The organism is Saccharothrix sp. NPDC042600, from assembly GCF_040647305.1.
GTDB classification, from domain to species: domain Bacteria; phylum Actinomycetota; class Actinomycetes; order Mycobacteriales; family Pseudonocardiaceae; genus Actinosynnema; species Actinosynnema mutabilis.
In genome coordinates, this window is the sequence record NZ_JBEZBW010000072.1 from 1 (window position 1) to 19,797 (window position 19,797).

Here is a 19,797-nt window from a genome sequence, read left to right on the forward strand (position 1 = left end):
CTGCCCGAGCCCGCGCCGGCCGTCCACCCCGCCCCGGCCGAGCCCGCCCCCGGAGCCGCTCCGGCGAGCCGGCGCGGGCAGGTGGTCGATCTCGGCGTCCACGCGGGGCTTTTCGGGGCGGCGCAAGCGGGTTTGGCGGTGTTCGACCTGTCCTGGGTGCGTGATCTGCTCACCCGCGACCTCGGCACCGTTCTGCTCGGGCAAGTGCCGCGCGAAGGGGCCGAGGCGTTCCTCTACGGCGCGGGCCGCGTCTGGGCGTTGGTCCTCGTCGCCGACATCGCCTGGACCTCGTACAAACTCCTCACACCGCGGGTGCGGGGGTGATCGTCGTCCACGTCGGGTGCTTCGCCGTCACCGTGTCGCCCGACGACCGGCGGCGCAGCCTGCGGTGCACCCACGGCAGGACGTGCTGCCGGTAGTACCGCGCCTCGGCGAGCAGGCGGCGCACCTCGGGTTCGTGGTCCAGCGGCTCCGCCGGCGTGGTGTGCCCCAGTGCGGTCAGCACGTGGGCCGCCACCCGGTGGTGCCCGGCCGCGTTCAGGTGCAGCCGGTCGGGCGACCAGTACGCCGCCTTGCGGATCTCCCGGTCGTTGAACATGTCCACCATCGTCAACCCGTGCCGCGCGGCCAACTCCCGCACGGCCTCGGTCAGCTCCGCGCCCCGCTGGTGGATGGTCCGCCCGAACGGCAGGCGCTGCGACGGGTCCGCGCCGCTGAGCAGCACCAGTCGCACGCCGGCCTCGGCGCACCGGCGCACCGCGTGCCCGGTCAGCTCCGCCAACCGCCGGCCGTCCACGCCGGGGCGCATCATGTCGTTGCCGCCGCCGTTCAACGTGATCAGCGTCGGCGCGGGGGACAGCGCCAGCGCCGCCTCCAGCTGCTCGGTGACGATCGGCGCCATCAGCCGGCCGCGCACGGCGAAGTTCGCGTAGGACACCGGTTCGCCCAACGCGCCCGCGAGCCCCTCCGCGACCAGGTCCGCCCAGCCACGCGGCGACCCGTCCGCCCGCTCGTCACCGACGCCCTCGGTGAAACTGTCCCCGATCGCCGCGTACCGCACCGCCGACGCCCTCCCGTTGTCCGTGAACGCCCACCAGCATATGAGTCGGCTTCGGCCCGCCCGTTCGCGGGAGCATCGGCGAAGAATGTGAAGGAATTGCCGAACGCACCTATACCTTCGGTGGGGTCCGGCAAGGGCACAACTGGCCAGACGTGCAACGCCTTTGGCCGGCAACCACGCTCCCACCAGCGTAAACCGCCGTTCGGGTGACGGATTCGCCACTCCCCGCGAACACCATGTGCCAGGTGGCGGAAGTCGAATCAGCCTCCGATTGCCTGCCGGTCCGGCCCGGCAGGTGTGATACTGGGCGGCACCCGGCCGGGAGACAGCGAATGAAACCGGACATCAGCCTGCGAGCGGCACTCGACGCCCTGTCCGCGCGCAACGGGCAGTCCGCCCGGCTCGCCCGCAACGAGGTCTCCGCCCCGGTGCTCGGCGGGGTCGTCCAGGCCAACGTCATCGACGAGGTCACCGTCGTCACCCCCGCGCCGCCGGCCCGGATGAAGCGCCCCCGCCAGCTTCCGCCCGCGCCGCACGGGTTCGTCAACCGGCGCGGCGAGATCGAGCGCATCGAGGCGGCGGCCACCGGCGGCGGCGGGCGGGGCGCGGCGATCGTCGTGCTCAGCGGCATGGCGGGGGTCGGCAAGACCGCGTGCGCGCTGCAGTGGGCGCACCGGCACGCCGACCGGTTCGACGGCGGGCACCTGTTCGCCGACCTCGACGGCTACCGCCACCACGGCGGCATCGCGGTGACCGACGTGGCCGGGGCGTTCCTGCGGGCGCTGGGCGTGCCGTGGGACTACATCCCGCCCGACCTGCCCGAGCGGGTGGCGCTGTTCCGCAGCCTCACCGCCCGCTCGCGCGTGCTCGTGGTGCTGGACGGGGCCGACCACGCCGCCCAGATCCGGTCCCTGGTGCCGACCTCGCCGGGCAGCGTCGTGCTGGCCACCAGCAGGCGGCGGCTCAGCGGCCTGGCCATCGACGGCGCGCACACCGTGGAGCTGCGCCCGCTGGACGACGAGCACGGCGCGACGCTGGTCGCGCACATGGTCCGCGACGACCGGGTCCACCGCGAGCCGTCCGCCACCCGCCGCCTGGTCGACCTGTGCGCGGGCCTGCCCATCGCGCTGAAGGTGGTCGGCGCCGAGCTGGGCCGCCTGGAGCGCTGGACGGTCGCCCGCTACGCCCAGCACCTGTCCGACGACCGCAAACGCCTCAGCCGGCTCTCGGTGGAGGGGGATCACCTCGTGGAACACGTCTTCGACGCGGCGTACGACGACCTGTCCGCCCCGGCGCGGCGGCTGTACCGGGTGCTGGGCCTGCACCCCGGCGGCGACTTCGACGCGGGCGTGGCCGCCGCGATGGCGGGCACGTCGGCCGCCGAGGCGGAGGAGCAGTTGGCCGCGCTGCGCGCGGTGAACCTGGTCGAGGAGCACGCCGCCGACCGCTACCGCTTCCACGACCTGGTCCGGCTGCACGCCGTGCACCGCGCCGAGCGGGAGGGCGCGGACGAGCGGGACGAGGTGCGGCGGCGGGCCGTCGAGTGGTACCTGCTCGGCGCGGCGGCGGCCGACCGCGCGGTGCTGGGCCCGGCGCGGTGGCGGCTGGCCGACCACGACCTCAGACCGTGGCCGGTCGAGTTCGACGCCGGCTCCGGCATGGAGTGGTTCGAGACCGAGCGGACCAACCTGCTCGCGGCGGTCCGGCTGGCGGCGGACATCGGCCTGCACACCGCGGCCTGGCAGCTGTGCGAGGCGTTGTGGGCCTTCTACCACAGCCGGAAGCACTACGCGGACTGGATCGAGGCGCACCGCATCGGCGCGGAGTCGGCCGCCGCGGTCGGGGCGCGGGCCGCGGAGTGCCGGTTGCGCAACCAGCTCGCGCGGGCGCACGTCGAGCTGCGCGACTTCGAGGCGGCCAGGGCGGAGCTGTCCCGCGCGGAACGGGTGGTCGCCGACAACGGCCTGGGCCGCGCGATGGTCCACGAGTCCTACGGGTTGCTGCTGCGCGAGCAGGAGCGCTACGACGACGCGGCGCGCGAGTTCGAGTCCGCGCTGCTGATCAGCCGGCGGCTGGGGGACCCGCGCGCGATCGGCGTGCAGGCCTACCAGTTCGGCGACGCCCTGGTGCGCGCCGGGAAGGCGGCGTTGGCGCTGCCGGTGCTGGAGGAGGCGCGCCGCCTGCTGGAGCGGTTGCGCGACGAGATGTCCACCGCCCGCGTCCACATCGCCCTGGGCCGGGCCTACGAGGCGTTGCGCCGCGTCGCCGACGCCCGCCGCGTGCTGACCGCCGCGATCGCCACGACCCGGTCCCGGCGCCAGCCGGTGAAGGAGGCGCAGGCGTTGGAGGTCATGGTCGTGATCGCCCGCGAGCAGCGCGACGAGGACCTGTTCCGCGTCTCGGCGCAGCGGCTGTTCGAGCTCTACCGCGACGCGGGCAACCCGCGCAGCGCGGAGGTCCTGCGCTGGTTCGGGTCGCGCGGCTGAGGCGCCCGGTGCGGTCGGCGGCCGGTCAGGCTGACCACCCGCGTGACATCGTTGTCGTGGACGACCAGCACCAGGCCGCGGGGCGGGACCCTGCGGCGGCGCAGGCTCGCCCAGTGGTGCAGCGCGCAGGCGGCGGCGGTCGGGCCGACCTCGGGCAGGTCGATCGCCGGTTCGTCGCGGAAGCCCACCACCGACCCGGACTCCGTGGCCGCCGCCGCGACCGCCGCGCCCGGGTGGGCCGCCAACTGGTCGGCCACCCAGCGCCGGGGGTCGCCCGCGACCTCGGTGCGGACCACGATGTCGGCGTTGTCGCGGACCGTGCCGTCCACGACCGACTCGTCCACGACGAGCATCGGCGCGGTGTCGCCGTCCGGTCGCAGGCCGCTGAGCAGGTGCGGGAAGCGCTCCAGGACGACGTGCCTGCGGTGCAGCGAGGCGGTGACGACCTGCGCCCCGACCGGGCGGCGCGGCGGCGCGCGGTGCACCTCGACCGGCTCCACGGGCGGGGTCGCCGAGAGCGGCAGGTCCATCATCTCGCACAGCACCCGGTGCACCAGGGCCTTCGCCTCGCCCGGCCGGCCCAGCACGCGGTCGGTGATCTCGCGCAGCGCCGGGTCGCCGCCGTCGTCCAGCGCGGACTCGACCTGGGGCCGCAGCGGCGCCTGGAGGTCCAGCGGCCGGGCCTTGCGCCACACCTCCGCGTTGGCCGAGGCCGGATCGACCTCGCACCCGCCGTCACTGGCCAGCAACAGCGGCTTGCCCAGCGCCACCCCGTAGAAGGTCACCGATCCGTGGTCGCCGATCACCACGTCGGCGGCGATGAGCGCGGCCTGCCAACTGCGGTCCGGCGGGACGGTGATCAGTCCGCACCGGGTGCCGTCGCGGAACTGCTGGCCGACCTCGTAGCGCGAATGGCCTTGACTGATGTTCCAGTGCTGTACCAGGGCGACGCGGTAGCGGCCCAGCGGCAGTTCGGCGAGGAGTCGTTGCGGCAGGTCGGGACCGGCGGCCAGCGCGGAGTTCGGTCCCCACGTGGAGGTCACCAGGACCAGCCGCTGGTCGGGCCCGACGCCGAGCGCGGCGCGGTAGCGGTCGCGCAGGACCGTGCTGGCGCGCAACTGGTCGGCGGCCGGGTCGCCGACCACCACGCAGCGGTCCCGCGCCTCGGGACAGGTCCGGTCGATCAACCCGAATTGCTCTTCGTGCGAAAGCCCTATTTTTGCGGGTATCACCCGATCGCTGTGGACCAGTTGGCTGCGTGCCACTCCAGTGGGTGACAGCAGACTTCCCGTAGTCTCCGGAACTATTCGGGGGTAACCGGCGCCGTGCGCGATGGTCAGGATCGGCCCGCGCAACTCGTGCAGCGCGCTGCCCGCGTGCGCCGCCATGATCGCGTGGAATTCGGTCTTGGTCGCGTTGTGCCAACTCAAGACGTCGCAACCGGTCTCGATCAGGTGTTTGCGCAGGTCGCGGACGTACTCGGAACCCTTGTCGATGGTGAATTTCAGGGCGATGCGCTGTCCGGCGAACATGCCGTCGACCAACTGGAGGAGCCGGTGGAGAGACGTCAGGTTCCGAATGACGAGGAGTACTCGCCTTTCGGTCGCCCACGTCTCTTTGCCCATCGGAACTCCGTTCGGCATGGCCAACTGCGACAGATCGCATTGTCGGCTAGCATGACGTTACCAAGCGGTTGAGCGGATGGCTATATGCCACGTAGCAGATGGCATGAGAGCAGTCTGAGAGGTGGATCTCTGTGGCGCAGGTGAGCAACCCTGTGGTCCAGCAGCGTCGTCTGCGCACCGAGTTGCGCAAGGCGCGCGATCGCGCTGGGCGCACACAACGGGAGGTCGCCGAGGCCCTTGACTGGTCGACATCGAAGGTCATCCGTATCGAGACGGGCGCGGTCAACATTTCGACAACGGATCTCCGAGCCCTGCTCCAGTTCTACGGCGAGTCACCGGACTTCATCGACGACCTGGTCCAGACGGCCCGCGCCGGCCGCCAGCGCGTGTGGTGGGACAAGCACAAAGCCACCATGTCCCCCGACATGGTCACGCTGCTGGAGTTCGAGGCGTCGACGTCGTTGATCAGGCAGTACCAGCAGCTGATCGTCCCCGGCCTGCTCCAGACCGAGGACTACGCGCGCGAGGTGCTGCGGCTGTACTCCACCGAGGACCAGTTGGAGTACAAGGTCAAGCTGCGCATGGAGCGCCAGCGGATCCTGGAGGGCGACGACGCGGTCAAGGCGTTCTTCGTCATGGACGAAGCGGCGCTGCGGCGCTGGGTCGGCGGACCGGCCGTGATGCGCGACCAACTCCTGCGGCTCAGCGAGATCGCGAAGCGGCCGAACGTCTCGATCCAGGTGCTGTCGTTCGACAAGGGCATCTACCGCGCCATGCGCGGCAACTTCGAGGTCTTCGAGTTCGAGACCGGCGACCTGGACCACGTCGTCTACCTGGAGTGGCCGGGCGAAGTCACGGTCATCCAGAACAACCCCAGGCAGGTCAGCAATTACGTGGAGATCTTCCTGGAGCTGGAGGCGCTGGCCACGACACCCGACGAATTCGACGCGCTGCTCCACCGACTGATGGGAGAGATGCCGACCTGAGCCCTGCGCCAACTCCATAACGCCGGCGAAAGCCGGCCCTCCTATTCCACCCCGCCCGGGACCCGGTGCTGAGAGCGGAGCAGTGTCGCTCGCGCACTCGGCGGTTCTGGAGGATGATCGCGCGCCGATATCCTGAGGACACCTCGTCCAGGTCGGGGCATGAGGGAGGGGTGCCGGGTGGTCGCTGAGCGCGGGGCGTCAGAGTTGCGATGGCGGAAGAGCGCCCATTCCCAGAACGTCGACTGCGTGGAAGTCGCGTGGGCCGGTTCGAACGCCCGCGTGCGGAACTCCCGCAATGCCGCGGGCGGCCAACTGGCGTTCCCGCAGTCGGTGTGGGTCAGCTTCCTGCGCTTTGTCGCCGACCGCTGAACACGGGTCGGGCCCGTGGGTTCGGAGTCCGCCGCGACAGCGGCTAGCGTGGGCGCATGGCCGGGGACATTCTGGTCGCGCGCGGCACCGCTTACCGGTTGCGGTTCGGGGGTGGCGCGGACGGGATCGAGCGGATGGCGGCGTCGTTGCGCGGGGTGGCGTTCGCGCCGCATCGGCACGACACCTACGCGGTGGGGCTGACGCTCGCGGGTGTCCAGACCTTCCGGTACCGGGGGGCGCTGTGGCACTGCCTGCCGGGGCGGTGGCACGTCCTGCACCCCGACGAGACCCACGACGGTGGCGCGGGGTCGGCGGACGGCCTCGACTACCGGATCATCTACCTGGACCCCGCGCTGGTGCAGGACGCGCTGGGCGGTCGGCCGCTGCCGTTCGTCGCCGACCCGGTGCTGGAGCCGACACCCGCCTCCCGCGCGGTCGCGTCGTGGCTGGCCGACATCGAGGAGCCGCTGGACGACGTGCAGGCCGTGGAGATGACGACGGCCGTGGTGGACATGCTGACCCAGCACGCCGGTCCCGCGCGGCCGACGGCGCTGGACCTGGACGCGGTGCGCCGGGTGCGGACCCTGCTGGCGGACGACCCGGCGCGACGGCACCCGGTGACCGAGTTCGAGCGGGTGGCCGGGATGGACCGGTGGGCGGTGGCGCGGCAGTTCCGGGCGGCGTTCGGCACCAGTCCCACGCGGTTCCGCACGATGCGCCAACTGGACACCGCCCGGCGGCTGATCCGGGCGGGCGTCCCGCTGGGCGAGGTGGCGGTGGCGGCGGGGTTCGCCGACCAGAGCCACCTGACCCGGATGTTCAAGCGCGCCTTCGGGTTGACGCCCGCCGTGTGGGCCGCGGGGGTGTCGGACGCGGGCGAACCGGCCCCGACGGACGGGCCGGGAGCGGACGGGCCGGGAGCGGGTCGGTCAGGAGCGGGCGCGGATGGCGTGGGCCACGGCCGCCATGTCCTCCCCACCGTGCCCGAGGGCCACGGCCTCGCCGAACAGGGCGTGGCAGACGTCCAGCAGCGGTGAGGCGACCCCCGCCGCACGGGCCGCCTCGGCGATGAGGCGGTTGTTCTTCAGCACGTCCAACGCGGCGGCCTGCGGCGCGTAGTCCCCGTCCCGCAGCTTCACGGCCTTCGCCCGCGACACCGCCGACGCCATCGGCCCGGCGTCCAGCACCCGGGTCAACGTGTCGAGGTCGATCCCCTGCGCCTCGGCGAACACGTACGCCTCGGACAGCCCGGTGGCCAGGGTGATCAGGAACAGGTTCACCGAGAACTTCATCAGCAGCGCACCCGGCACCGGCCCGCACTCGACCACCTCCGCGCACATCGGCGCGAGCAGCGGCCCGACCCGTTCCACGGCCGCGCGGTCACCCGACACCATCGCGACCAACGTGCCCGCCTCGGCCGGCCCGCGCGACCCGGACACCGGCGCTTCCACGTACACCCCGCCGGCCGCCGCGATGTCGCCCTCCAGCCCCCGCGAGTACGCGGCGGGCATGGTGCCCATCTGCACCACCGTCCGCCCTCGCACCCGCCCGGCGAACTCCGCGGTGCCGCGCGCGAGCACCTCGTCCACGGCGGGTTCGTCGCTCAGCATCAACACCACGACGTCCGCGCGTTCGAACACCTCCGCGGCACTGGCGGCGACCTGCGCCCCGACCGCTTCGACCGGCGCGCACCGCTCGCGGGTGCGGTTCCAGACCACGAGCGGTCCGGCCTTGGCGAGGTTGACGGCCATGGGTTGGCCCATGAGCCCGAGTCCGATGAAACCGATCACGCCGCGTTTGTAGCGCCGGCGTGCCGTCGCGGTCTTGAACGCTTGTGCAACGCCCCCCGGTCAGCGTGAGACGTGCTCGGCCAGACCCGCCACCGTCGGGTGGTCGAACACCGCGACCAGGCGGACGTCCACGCCCAACGCCCGCCGCATCCGGGTCACGATCCGGTTCGCGATGAGGGAGTGGCCGCCCAGGGCGAAGAAGTCGTCGTGGCGGCCCACCGACTCGACCTCCAGCACCTCGCGCCAGATCTCCGCGATCGCCGACTCCGTCTCCGTCAGCGGCGGCTCGCCCGCGGAGCCGCCGCGGGGCGCCGCGACGAGGGCGGCGCGGTCCACCTTGCCGTTCGGGGTCAGGGGCAGGCCGGGCAGCTCCACCCACACGTCCGGCACGAGGTACTCCGGCAGCACCCCGCCGATCCGCGCCCGCACCCCGTCCAACGGCCCCGACAGCACCAGGAACGCCTCCAGCCGCCGGGTGTCGGCCCGGTCGCCGGTGGCCACCACGGCCGCGTCGCGCACGTCCGGGTCGTCGCGCAGAGCCGCCTCGACCTCGCCGGGCTCGACGCGGTAGCCGCGCTTCTTGACCTGGCCGTCGATGCGCCCCAGGAACTCCAGCCCGTCGGGCGTCGCGCGGACCAGGTCGCCGGTCGCGTACAGGCGCGCGCCGGGCGTCCACGGGTCGGGCACGAACCGCTGCGCGGTCAGCGCCGGGTCACCGAGGTAGCCGCGGGCCACGCCGTCGCCACCGGCGTACAGCTGCCCGACCTCGGCGGGCCGCAGGTCGTCGTCCAGCACCCGCACGTACGTCCGGTTCAGCGGCGTGCCGATCAGCACCGGCCCGTCGACCGGCCGCACGTCGTGGAACGTGGTGAACGTCGTGACCTCCGTCGGCCCGTACCCGTTGACCAGCCGGCACCCGGGAACCGCCGCCAGGAACCGGCGGGCGTGCGCCGAAGACAGCACGTCCCCGCCGACCACGAGCTGCCGCAGCCCGGCCAGCGCCGCCACGCCCTCGTCCACGACGAGGTGGAACAACCCGGTCGGCAGGAACGCCGTGGTCACGCCGCGGGAGCGCACCAGCTCGCCGATCTCGGCCACGGTCACCTTCCCGGCCGGCCCCACGACCAGCCGCCCGCCGTTGGCCAGCGCACCCCACACGTCGAACGTGGCGGCGTCGAACGAAGGCGACGACAGGTGCAGCATGGTCTCGCCGGCCAACGACACGCACCCCGGCTCGTCCACCAGCCGCACGATCCCGCGGTGCGTCACGGCGACGCCCTTGGGCCGCCCGGTGGACCCGGAGGTGAACATGACGTACGCGAGGTCGTCCGGGTGCACCGGAACGGACACGGGACCGGCGGGATCGGGCAACTCGTCCAGCAGCACCACCGGACCGCCCAACCGCCCCGCCAGCGACCCGACCGTGACCACGACCGGGGAGGACACCGCCTCCCGCATGAACTCCAGCCGCGCCGCCGGGTAGTCCGGGTCCAGCGGCACGTAGAACCCGCCGGCCTTGAGCACCGCGAGCGCCGCCAGCACGAACTCCGCCGACCGGTGCAGGAACACGCCGACCGGGTCGCCCGGCCGCACACCGGAGGCGATCAGCCGGGCCGCGAGCCCGTTGGCGCGGGCGTCCAGCTCGCCGTAGGTCAGCGACCGCTCGGCGGACACGACGGCGACGCGGGAGGGGTGGGCGGTCGCCGCCGCGGCGACCAGGGAGTGCACGGTCATGGCTGGTCCTCGACGGTGGGGAGGTCGGTGATGACGTCGGTGGTCAGGAAGTCGAACCCGGTGCCGTGCAACAACTCGTCCGCGACACCCGGGTGCTCCGGCTCGGCGGCGTCGAGCTGTGCCCACAGCCCGGCCAGCCGCACGCGAGCCGACGAGCACGCGATGTCGGCCAGGGCGGCGGTCTCGGGGGAGCCGGCACGGGCCAGCACCACGGCCATGCCGAGCAGTTCACGGGCCAGCGCGCCGAGCGTGATCACGGTCCGCTGCCGCGCCATCAGGTCGGACTGCGAGTGGGCGCTGGTCAGCCGCGCGCACACCGCGCCCAGCCGAGCCGCTTCGTCCACCAGCGCCCGGAAGTGCTCACGGCACCGCGGCGACAGCCCCAGGTCGTCCACAGTGGACTCGAAGGGAGCGCGGGTGTCCGCGGCGTAGTAGGCCTCCAGCCCGGCTTCGGCGGACCAGTAGTCGAGCAGGAAGTCCACCCCGCCGGCCACCCGCAGGCCTCGCGCGTCCCGCACGAACCGCTCCACCGGGAGCGCCGGGGCCCCGCGCCGCGCCTTGCTGCGCGCGGTCTCGATGCCCTCGCCGCCCAGCAGGCCCACGGTCCGGTCGATCGCCCGCCAGCACGCCAGCGAGGTCAGGTTCTTGGCCGCGGTCAGGTCCGGCCCGGTGTCGGCGCGGTCCTGCCCGAGCAGACCCCATCGCACCACGCTCTCCACCAGGAAGACGTCGGCGGCGGTCTCGGCGACGCGCCGCCGGATCTCCTCGTAGGAGCCCAGGGGCCGGTCGTCCATGACCCGGCGGGTGACGAAGTCGCGCTGCCACCCCAGGCACAGCTTGGCGATGGCCAGCGACGGCGAGGCGATGACCAGCGTCCGCGCCAGCGTCGCGAGCCGGGCGATCTCCGGCGCGTAGCGGGCCTCGTCGGTGGAGGCGGGCAGCAGGTTCTCCGCAGGCACCCGCACGTCGGTGAACCGCAGCACCCCGATCGGCGCGCCCTTGAGCCCCAGGAACTCCTGGGTGGTCACGACCTCGAACCCGGGGGAGTCGGTCTCCACGAAGAAGTACCGGATCTGCCGGACGCCGTCGACCTCCACCGTGCACGCCACGTCGAGCAGCCGCGCGAGCGGGCCGTTGCCGATGAACACCTTCTCGCCGTTGACCAGGTAGGCCCGCCCGTCCTCGACGGGCACGGCGGTGGTGTGCCGGCGGTGGTTGGCGGCCCCGTTGGCCTCGGTGTCGGCGCTGCCGGACACGATCCCGGCACGCACGTGCCGCTCGATCAGGTCGCGCAGCGGGCCGTCCTCGACGATCGGCAGGTAGGAGCCGGAGCCGAACCCGTTGCCGATGGCCAGCGACCACGCCACCGCCGGCGACCAGCTCGCCACCGCCTGCACCACGCGCATCGCGTTGAACGGCGACAGCTCCAGCCCACCCAGCTCCGGGCCCATCAGCAGCTTGTGGAAACCGCCGTCCTGCAACGCGTCGGTCAGTCCGGCCGGCAGCGTGCCGGTGCGGTCGAGCAGCTCGGGATCGACGTGCGCGCGGACCAGCGCGGTGACCGCCGCGACGGCCTGGTCGCCGATCGCCCGGTCGGTCGGTTCCTGGGTCGGGAAGGGGCGCAGCAGGTCCCACCGCACCCGACCCAGGAACAGCTCATCGAAGAAGCCCCGCAAGGTCGGCGGCGAGGCGACGGAGGACGTCATCGTGGTGCTCCCGGAAGTAGAAGTGGCCGCCCTCGAACAGGTGCAGCGCGAACGGGCCCGTGGTGTGCCGGTCCCAGCCGGCGAGGTCGGGTGTGCCGACGGTGTCGGCGGTCCCGCCCAGCGCGGTGATCGCGCAGGCCAGGGGCGGGGTGGGGCGGTGCTCGTAGTCGGCGACGATGGTGAGGTCCGCGCGCAGCGGCCCGAGGACCATGTCCTGCCACTCGGGGTCGTCGCGGACCTCGGCGGGCAGCGGCCCGAACTGCTCCTCGACGGCGGCGATCAGCCCGGCCTGGTCCAGGCGGTGGGCGGTGTCGTCGCGGACGTGCCGGTGCGGCGCCTCGTGCGCGGACACCAGCAGCCGCCGCGGACCCGGCCGCCCGAGGTCGCGCAACGCCACCGCGACCTCGTAGGCGACCAGCGCGCCCAGGCTGTGCCCGAAGAACGCGCACGGCCCGGCGAAATCGACCTCGGTCACGATCGCGCGCACCAGGTCGGCCATCCGCGTGTGCGACGGCTCGTCCAGGCGGGTGCCCCGGCCCGGGACCTGCACGCCCCACACCTCGACGTCGGGCAGGTCGTCGGCCCAGCGCAGGAACTCGCCCGCCGACCCGCCGCTGTGCGGGAAGCAGTACAGGCGCAGCCGCGCGTCGGGGCGCTTGCGGCGGCACAGCAGCCAGGGGTTCACCGCTTGGCCTCGATCAGCTTGGCCAGCCCGGCGACGGTCGGCGCGCGGAACAGGTCCCGCACGCCCAGTTCGACGCCCAGGTCGGCGCGCACCACCGCGACGACGCGGGTGGCCAGCATCGAGTCCCCGCCCAGCGCCACGAAGTTGTCGTCGGCCTCGACGCGGCGCAGCCCGAGGATGGTCCCGAACGCCGCCGCCAGCACCCGTTCGGTCTCGCTGAGCACCGCCTGGGCGGCCTCCGTCTCGACCTCGGGCTCTTCGTCGGCGTCGAGCCGGAACAGCTTGCGCTCGAACGGGTACGTGGGCAGCGCGGTCTTGTGGGGGCGCTCGTGGTGCAACGACGCCCAGTCGACGTCCACGCCCGCCTGCCACAGGCTGCCCAGCGCGTGCAGGAGCACGGCCGAACCGGGCACGTCCTCGGCGGGGTGCGGCATGCTCGCCACCACGACCCGCTCCGGCGCGGACTGCTGCCGCGCCAGCCCGGACAGCGTCCGCCCGGGGCCGACCTCGACCAGGGCGAGGTCCGCGGGCAGCGCGGCCAGGGCGTCGGCGAACCGGACGGTCTCCCGGAAGTGCGCGCTCCAGAACGCCGGGTCGGTGGCCTCGTCGGCGGTGACGAACCGGCCGGTCCGGTCCGACATCCACGGGATGACCGGCGGGTGCAGGGTGACCCCGGCGACCCGCTTCTCGAAGCCCGACAGCACCGGTTCGACCAGCGTGGAGTGCGCGGCCGTGCTGATGCGCAGCAGGCGTCCGTCGACGCCGTCGTGGGCCAGCCAGACCCGCAGGTCGTCCACTTCGGACAGTGGCCCGGCGACGACGCACTGCCGGGGCCCGTTGACCGCCGCCAGCGACAGCCCGCCCAGCAGCGGCGTGACCTCCGCCTCGGACAGCGGCACGGCGAGCATCGCGCCCGCCGGGATGGCGTCCATCAGCCGCCCGCGCTCCAGCACCAGGCTCAGCGCGTCCTCCACGGACAGCACGCCCGCGATGGTCGCCGCCGCGTACGCGCCGAGGCTGTGCCCGACGACCGCGCTCGGCGTGATGCCCCAGGACACCCACAGCTTCGCCAGCGCGTACTCCACGGCGAACACGGCCGGCTGGCCGACGCTCATGGTGGCCAGGAGGTCGGCGTCGCCGCGCAGCACCACGTCCCGCAGGTCGATGCCGGGCAGCGCGAGGTCCGCGCACCGGTCGAACTCGGCGCGGAACACCGGTTCCCGCCGGTACAGCTCGCGACCCATGCCGACGTGCTGCCCGCCCTGGCCGGGGAACAGGAACGCCACTCCCGGCGCGGTCTCGGGCACTGGCTTGGCGGCCAGGCGGGTGAGCTGCCCGGCGGCGTCGGCGGTGTCATCGGCGACCACGAAACCTCGGTGGGCGAAGACCTTCCGCCCGGTCTGGAGCGTCCACGCCACGTCGGCCAACGACTCGCCGGCACCCGGTCCGGAGTCGGCGGCGGCGCGGCTGAGGTGGGCGGCCAGTCGAGCACCGGCTTGGGCCGCCGCGTCGGCGCTGCGCGCGGACACCGGCAGCAACTGGTGCCCGGCCTCCGGCGTCCGAACCCGGGCCGGCGCTTCCTCCAGGACCACGTGCGCGTTGGTGCCGCCGATCCCGAGCGAGTTCACCCCGGCCCGGCGCGGCTGGTCGCCCCGCGGCCACGCCACCGCGTCCGCGCTCACCCGGAACGGCGTGGACTCCAGTTCCAGCAACGGGTTCGGCGCGCGGAAGTGCACGGTGCCCGGCACCAGCTCGTGGTCCAGCGCCAGCGCGGCCTTGATGAACCCGATCACCCCGGCCGCCGCGTCGGTGTGCCCGATGTTGGTCTTCACCGACCCGAGCAGGCAGAACCCGGTCTCGTCCACCGCGAACGCCTTGGCCAGCGCCCGCACCTCGATCGGGTCGCCGACCGGGGTGCCGGTGCCGTGCGCCTCGACGTACCCGACGGTCCGGGGATCGACGTCGGCCAGCTCCAGCGCGGCCCGGACGGCGGCGGCCTGGCCGTCCACGCTGGGCGCGGTGAAGCCGACCTTGCCCGCGCCGTCGTTGTTCACCGCCGACGCGAGGATCACGGCGTGGATGCGGTCACCCTGGGCGATGGCGTCGTCGAGACGTTTCAACGCCACCACGCCCGCGCCGTCCGACGCCACCGTGCCCTGGGCCGAGGCGTCGAACGCCCGGCAGTGCCCGTCCGGCGCGATGATCCCGGACTCGGGCTCCTCCACCGGGAACGGCACGTGCAGCGTGATGCCGCCGGCCAGCGCCAGGTCGCACTCACCGGCCAGCAACGCCTGCGCGGCGGTGTGGATGGCGACCAGCGAGGTCGAGCACGCGGTCTGCACGGTCACCGCCGGCCCGGTGAGGCCGAACTTGTAGGACACCCGGCTGGTCAGGAAGTCGACGCCGCCCGCCATCCGGAACTGCAACTCGGAGGTGTTGGGGAACCGGTGCCGGTGCTGCCGCAGGACCTCGGCGTGCCCGGTGTCGCCGCTGCCGCCGTAGACGCCGATCGCGCCGTCGAACCGGGTCGGGTCGCACCCGGCGTGCTCCAGCGCCTCCCAGGCGACTTCGAGGAACACGCGGTGCTGCGGGTCCAGCAGCCGGGCCTCGCTGGGCGCGTAGCCGAAGAACCCGGCGTCGAACCGGTCACCGCCCTCGGGCGTGCGGTCGCGCGACTCGGCGCCACCGGCCAGGTTGGTCCAGAACCCGGCGAGGTCGGGCGCGCCGGGGAACCGGCCCGCCATGCCGATGACGGCCAGGTGGGGGCTTTCGCCGTTCATGCGGGCACCTCCTGGAGTTCGGTGTTCTTGAGGGAGCGCACCGGCGACAGCAGCGGCGGCAGGACCGACAGGGCGCACACGCCCGCCGCCAGCCACAGCACGGTGCGGATGCCGAGGGGCGCGACCAGCAGGCCGCCGACGACCGCGCCGAGCGGGAGCGTGCCCCACTCGATGAACCGCAGGGTCGCGTTCATGCGGCCCATCAACCGTTCCGGCGTGGCGAGCTGGCGCATGGTCACCGACACGACGTTGTAGACGACGACGCCGAGGTAGACCACGAACAGCCCGAGCCCGAACGTCCACGCGTCTCCGGCCAGCGGCAGCAGCGCCGCGCCGATCGTGAACAGCGCGATCGACCCGATCAGCAGCGGCCCGGCGGGGACGCGGTCGCTGAGCCTGCCGCTGAGCACCGCCCCGACCAGCCCGCCCGCGTTGCCCACGGCCAGCACGATCCCGATGGCGGTCGCGCCCAGGTGCAGGTCGTCGGCCGCGAACACCACCTGCAACGCCAGCACCGCGGCGAAGGCGAAGTTGGCGGCGGCGTCGGCCAGGGCCAGGGGCCGCAGCACGGGGTGCCGCACGACGAACCGGACGCCCTCGGCGATCTCCCTGCCCAGGCCCTGGCGTTCGGCGGGCGGGGTCGCGGTGTCGCGGCCCTTGACGAACAGCAGCAGGACGAACGACCCGACGTAGCTCAGCGCGTCCACCAGGATCGCCACCGGCGCGGTGACCAGCTGCACCAGCGCGCCGCCGGCGCTCGGCCCGGCGAGCTGCGCGAACGACCGCGAGCCCTCCAGCTTGGCGTTGCCGTCGGCCAGCTGCTCCTCGGACAGCAGCATCGGCAGGTAGGACATCTGGGCGACGTCGAAGAACAGCGTGCCCAGGCCGACCACGAACGCCACCACGAACAGCAGCGGCAACGTCAGCACGTCCAGCACGTACGCGATGGGCACGACACCGAGCGCGACCGCGCGGGCCGCGTCGGAGACCAGCAGCACCGGCCGCTTCTTCATGCGTTCGACCCACGCCCCGGCGGGCAGGCCGAACAGCAGGATGGGCGCGTACTCGGCGGCGGCCAGCAGGCCGACCTGCGCGGCCGACGCGTCGAGCAGCAGCAGCGCGGCCAGCGGGAGGGCCAGCAGCGTGATCTGCGTGCCCAACAGGCTCAGGGTCTGCGCGTAGAACAGGTTGCGGAACCCGAGCAGGCGCATGACGGTCACCGGAACTCCCGCAGGCTCTTGGGGCGCATGTCCGTCCACACGGTCCGGATGTGCTCCAGGCACGCGGTCTTGGTGCCCGCCACGCCCACGGAGGTCCAGCCGGGCGGCAGGGCCCGGTCGGTGGGCCACAGCGAGTACTGCTCTTCGTCGTTGTGCACGACCGTGTAGTGGCGGTCGTCGTTGTCCTCGAACATGGTCTTCCTTCAGCGTCGGCGCGGCCGGCGCGTGCGGGGCCGGGTACGCAGGGGTGTGGGGTCCTCGCCGCCGGACAGGTGCCGCGCCAGCGAGGCGATCGTCGGGTACTCGTAGAGGGCCACCATCGGCAGCGCGCGGCCCAGCAGGTCGCGCAGGCGGCGGTGGACCCGGGCGAGCGTGAGCGAGGTGCCGCCCAGCTCGAAGAAGTTGTCGTGCACGCCGACCCGGTCCAGCTCCAGCGCGTCCCGCCACACCTCGGCCAGGTCGCGCTCCAGGTCGGTGCTCGCGGCCCGGCTGGTCGGCGCGGTGAACGTCGGCGCGGGCAGGGCCTTCTCGTCGACCTTGCCGTTGGCGTTCAAGGGGATCGCGTCCAGTGCGACGAACGCGCCGGGCACCAGGTGCACCGGCAGCCGGGCGTTCAGGTGCTCGCGCAGGTCGTCGGGCACGCGCGGCACGACGTAGGCGACCAGCCGTTCGTCGCGGGCGACCACGACCGCGTCGGACACGCCGGGGTGCGCCGACAGCGCGGCCTCGACGTGCCCGGGTTCGATCCGGTAGCCGCGCACCTTGAGCTGCTTGTCCAGGCGGCCCAGCACGTCCAGCCGCCCGTCGGCCCGCCACCGGGCCCGGTCGCCGCTGCGGTGCAGGCGCGCGCCGGGCGCGAACGGGTGCGGCACGAACCGGTCGGCGGTCAGGTCGGGGCGGCCGAGGTAGCCGCGCGCCAGGCAGTCGCCGCCCAGGTAGAGCTGGCCGGGGACGCCCACGGGCACCGGTTCGAGGTTCGCGTCGAGCACGTAGGCGGTGACGCCGTCGAGCGGTCGGCCGATGGTGACGGTCCGGTCGTCCAGCGGGGTGGCGGTGGCGTTGACCGTGGTCTCGGTCAGGCCGTAGCAGTTGACCAGCGGCACGCCGACCTCGTCCTGCCAGCGCCGGAGGGTGTCCGGATCGACCGGTTCCGCGCCGATGGACACCGTGCGCAACGTGGGCGCGGGGTCGCGGCCGTCGACCCAGGCGCGGTGCGCCCACTGCCGCCAGTTGCTGGAGGTGAGGATCGTGAAGGTGATCCCGTTGTCCCGCATCAGGTCGGTGAGGTGCTCCGGACCGGGCGCGGGGTCGGGCGCGAGGACGACGCACCCGCCGGCCGTCCACGTCGGGTAGAGCTCCTCGGCGGTGATGTCGAACCCGGCGTTGGCGAACTGGAGGACGCGCTCGTCGGCGGTGTGGCCGTAGTAGTCGGCCATGGTCAACGCCATGTTCGCCAACGCCCGGTGCGTGACCGCAACGCCCTTGGGCTCGCCGGTGGAGCCGGAGGTGTAGAGCACGTACGCCAGGTCGTCCGGATGTGTCGTGCCGTCGTGGGAGAATGACCCCCGGGGGCGCTCGGACCCGATTGTCGTACCCCCGTGGGACAATGGAGACGGGGGCCGGAGGCCGCCGCCCACCCCAGGGGAGACCACCGCGACCTCGGCGGGCAGGCGGTGGGCCAGGTCCGGCGCGCAGACCACAGTGGACACCCCGGCCGCCGCCAGCACCCGCTCCACGTACCCCTTCGGGTGGGTCGGGCTCAGCGGCAGGTAGGCCGCGCCGGCCTTCAGCACCGCCAGCATCGAGGTGATCAGGTCGATCCCGCGCGGCATCAGGAGGCCGACCACCTCGTCCGGCCGCACGTCCAGCGACGCGGCGAGGGCGTCCGAGCGGGCGTCCAGGTCGGCGTAGGTCAGCACCACGCCCTCGCCCTCCAACGCCGGACGGGACGGGAAGGTCGCGGCCGAGCGCCGGAACAGCTCGTGCACCGGCGCGCCGACGCGGGCGGGCGCGGTTTCGTGCCAGTCGCCCAGGACAAGACCCAGCTCGTCCGCCGAGAGCAGGGGGAGCCGCCGCACGGGGGTGTCGGGTGCGGCGGCTCCCGCGGTGAGCAGTCGGGTGAACTGCTCGCCGAGCCGCGACGCGGTGGGTGCGTCGAACAGCTCGGTGCTGTAGGTCAGCACGCCGGTCAACCCCTCCGGCGTGCCCTGCACGGTCAGGTCCAGGTCGAACTTCGCCGTTGACGGCAGCGGCGTGCGCAGGACCGCGGTCAGGCCGCGGAACCGGGGCCGCGCGAGGGGCGCGGGATCGGCGCTGAAGATCGTCTGCACCAGCGGCGTGTGGCTGGGGGAGCGGTCCGGGCGGACCAGGTCCACCAGGCGGTCGAACGGGACGCCCTGGTGGGTCACCGCGTCCAGCACCGACGCCCGCACCCGGCCCAGCAGCTCGCCGAACGTCGGGTCCCCGGACAGGTCCACCCGCACCGGCACGGTGTCCACGAACATCCCGATCAACCGGTCCGCCTCGGGCAGCGCCCGGTCCGCGACCGGCGTGCCGACCAACACCTCCGGCGCGCCGGTCAACCGGCCCAGCAGCGCCGCGTACGCCGTCATGAGCAGCATGAACGGGCTGGCGCGGTGCGTGGCGGCGAAGGCCGTCACGTCCGGCACGGGGAACACGTGGGTCGCGCCGGCGGTGCCGCGCACGGCCGGCCGGGGCCGGTCGGACGGCAGCGTGAGCACGTCCGGCGCGCCGGCCAGGTAGGTCCGCCACCACTCCAGCAGCCCGGGGTCCTCGGACCGCGGCCACGGACCAGCCGGCACCGGCGGCGGCTCGACGCCCGCGTACAGGTCCGCCAGCTCGTCGAACAGCACGTGCAGCGACTGCCCGTCGGACACGATGTGGTGCGTCGCCACGCCCAGCAGGTGGTCCTCGGGCCCGATCCGCACCACGGTCGCCCGGAACAGCGGCCCCCGGGCCAGGTCGAACGGCCGCTCGGCCCACTCGTCCACGTACCGGCAGGCGTCGTCGTGGTCGGGCAGCGACACCACCGGCAGCGGCACCTCCGCACCCGGGGCGACCGACGCGAACGGCTCGCCGCCGTCCGCCGGGAACGTCGTGCGCAGCGCCTCGTGCCGGGCGACGACCCGGGTGACCGCCCGCCGCAGGGCGGTCAGGTCCAGGGGCCCGGTCAGGCGGACCGAGCAGAAGACGTTGTAGAGGGGGCTGCCGGGGTGCAGTGCGTCCAGCAGCCACAGGCCGCGCTGGGCGGCCGACAGCGGCGTCGTGGTCCGGGTTTGCGCGCTCACTCGATCGGTCCTTCCGCGATGACTGCGGCCAAGACTGCGGCGCTGCGG

14 protein-coding genes and 1 pseudogene are annotated in these 19,797 nt (G+C 73.6%); 5 read left to right on the forward strand and 10 right to left on the reverse strand.

Annotation, left to right across the window (positions count from 1 at the left end; all coding sequences use genetic code 11):
* A pseudogene (locus AB0A74_RS30885) lies at positions 1-324 on the forward strand (MFS transporter); the annotation flags it as partial.
* Here AB0A74_RS30885 and AB0A74_RS30890 read toward each other — a convergent pair.
* On the reverse strand, positions 302-1,060 hold the full coding sequence (locus tag AB0A74_RS30890) for an SGNH/GDSL hydrolase family protein (protein WP_358254966.1): 759 nt from the start codon (positions 1,058-1,060) through the stop codon (positions 302-304). The pseudogene AB0A74_RS30885 and the gene AB0A74_RS30890 overlap by 23 nt on opposite strands.
* A 332-nt stretch (positions 1,061-1,392) precedes the next feature.
* Here AB0A74_RS30890 and AB0A74_RS30895 point away from each other — a divergent pair, with 332 nt between their 5' ends.
* Positions 1,393-3,546, forward strand: a complete 2,154-nt coding sequence (locus AB0A74_RS30895) for an NB-ARC domain-containing protein (RefSeq protein ID WP_358254968.1) — start codon at positions 1,393-1,395, stop codon at positions 3,544-3,546.
* Here the strand turns inward: AB0A74_RS30895 and AB0A74_RS30900 are convergent.
* The gene (locus AB0A74_RS30900; protein ID WP_358254970.1) at positions 3,483-5,078 is read right to left on the reverse strand and encodes a hypothetical protein; all 1,596 of its coding nucleotides are present in this window, start codon (positions 5,076-5,078) and stop codon (positions 3,483-3,485) included. The two genes, AB0A74_RS30895 and AB0A74_RS30900, sit on opposite strands and share 64 nt — an antisense overlap.
* A 233-nt stretch (positions 5,079-5,311) precedes the next feature.
* Between AB0A74_RS30900 and AB0A74_RS30905 the strand changes: the two genes are divergently transcribed.
* The 3 genes from AB0A74_RS30905 to AB0A74_RS30915 all read left to right on the forward strand — a co-directional run bounded on the left by AB0A74_RS30905 (position 5,312) and on the right by AB0A74_RS30915 (position 7,563).
* The gene (locus tag AB0A74_RS30905; RefSeq protein WP_358254972.1) at positions 5,312-6,157 is read left to right on the forward strand and encodes a helix-turn-helix transcriptional regulator; all 846 of its coding nucleotides are present in this window, start codon (positions 5,312-5,314) and stop codon (positions 6,155-6,157) included.
* Between the two features lie 159 nt (positions 6,158-6,316).
* Positions 6,317-6,526, forward strand: coding sequence for a DUF397 domain-containing protein (locus AB0A74_RS30910; protein WP_358254974.1), 210 nt, complete (start codon positions 6,317-6,319; stop codon positions 6,524-6,526).
* 56 nt (positions 6,527-6,582) lie between these two features.
* Positions 6,583-7,563 (forward strand): AraC family transcriptional regulator, encoded by a 981-nt coding sequence (locus AB0A74_RS30915; protein WP_358254977.1) that lies wholly within the window; start codon positions 6,583-6,585, stop codon positions 7,561-7,563.
* Here AB0A74_RS30915 and AB0A74_RS30920 read toward each other — a convergent pair.
* From AB0A74_RS30920 to AB0A74_RS30955, 8 genes are read right to left on the reverse strand one after another with little or no spacing between them, the layout of a single operon-like run.
* Positions 7,456-8,316, reverse strand: a complete 861-nt coding sequence (locus tag AB0A74_RS30920; RefSeq protein WP_358254980.1) for an NAD(P)-dependent oxidoreductase — start codon at positions 8,314-8,316, stop codon at positions 7,456-7,458. The genes AB0A74_RS30915 and AB0A74_RS30920 overlap by 108 nt on opposite strands.
* A 60-nt stretch (positions 8,317-8,376) precedes the next feature.
* A complete protein-coding gene (locus tag AB0A74_RS30925; RefSeq protein WP_358254982.1) occupies positions 8,377-10,050 on the reverse strand; it encodes a non-ribosomal peptide synthetase in 1,674 nt (557 codons plus the stop codon).
* Entirely contained in the window at positions 10,047-11,756 is a 1,710-nt protein-coding gene (locus AB0A74_RS30930; protein ID WP_358254984.1) for an acyl-CoA dehydrogenase family protein, read from the reverse strand. The genes AB0A74_RS30925 and AB0A74_RS30930 overlap by 4 nt, the downstream gene beginning before the upstream one ends.
* On the reverse strand, positions 11,707-12,441 hold the full coding sequence (locus AB0A74_RS30935) for an alpha/beta fold hydrolase (protein WP_358254986.1): 735 nt from the start codon (positions 12,439-12,441) through the stop codon (positions 11,707-11,709). The genes AB0A74_RS30930 and AB0A74_RS30935 overlap by 50 nt, the downstream gene beginning before the upstream one ends.
* The gene (locus AB0A74_RS30940; protein WP_358254988.1) at positions 12,438-15,221 is read right to left on the reverse strand and encodes a type I polyketide synthase; all 2,784 of its coding nucleotides are present in this window, start codon (positions 15,219-15,221) and stop codon (positions 12,438-12,440) included. The genes AB0A74_RS30935 and AB0A74_RS30940 overlap by 4 nt, the downstream gene beginning before the upstream one ends.
* Positions 15,218-16,432: an MFS transporter gene (locus tag AB0A74_RS30945; RefSeq protein ID WP_358255024.1), complete on the reverse strand. Its 1,215-nt coding sequence runs from the start codon at positions 16,430-16,432 to the stop codon at positions 15,218-15,220. The genes AB0A74_RS30940 and AB0A74_RS30945 overlap by 4 nt, the downstream gene beginning before the upstream one ends.
* A 5-nt stretch (positions 16,433-16,437) precedes the next feature.
* The gene (locus AB0A74_RS30950) at positions 16,438-16,635 is read right to left on the reverse strand and encodes an MbtH family NRPS accessory protein (RefSeq protein ID WP_358254990.1); all 198 of its coding nucleotides are present in this window, start codon (positions 16,633-16,635) and stop codon (positions 16,438-16,440) included.
* A 9-nt stretch (positions 16,636-16,644) separates the two neighbouring features.
* Positions 16,645-19,749, reverse strand: coding sequence for an amino acid adenylation domain-containing protein (locus AB0A74_RS30955; protein WP_358254992.1), 3,105 nt, complete (start codon positions 19,747-19,749; stop codon positions 16,645-16,647).
* Positions 19,750-19,797 lie beyond the last annotated feature (48 nt).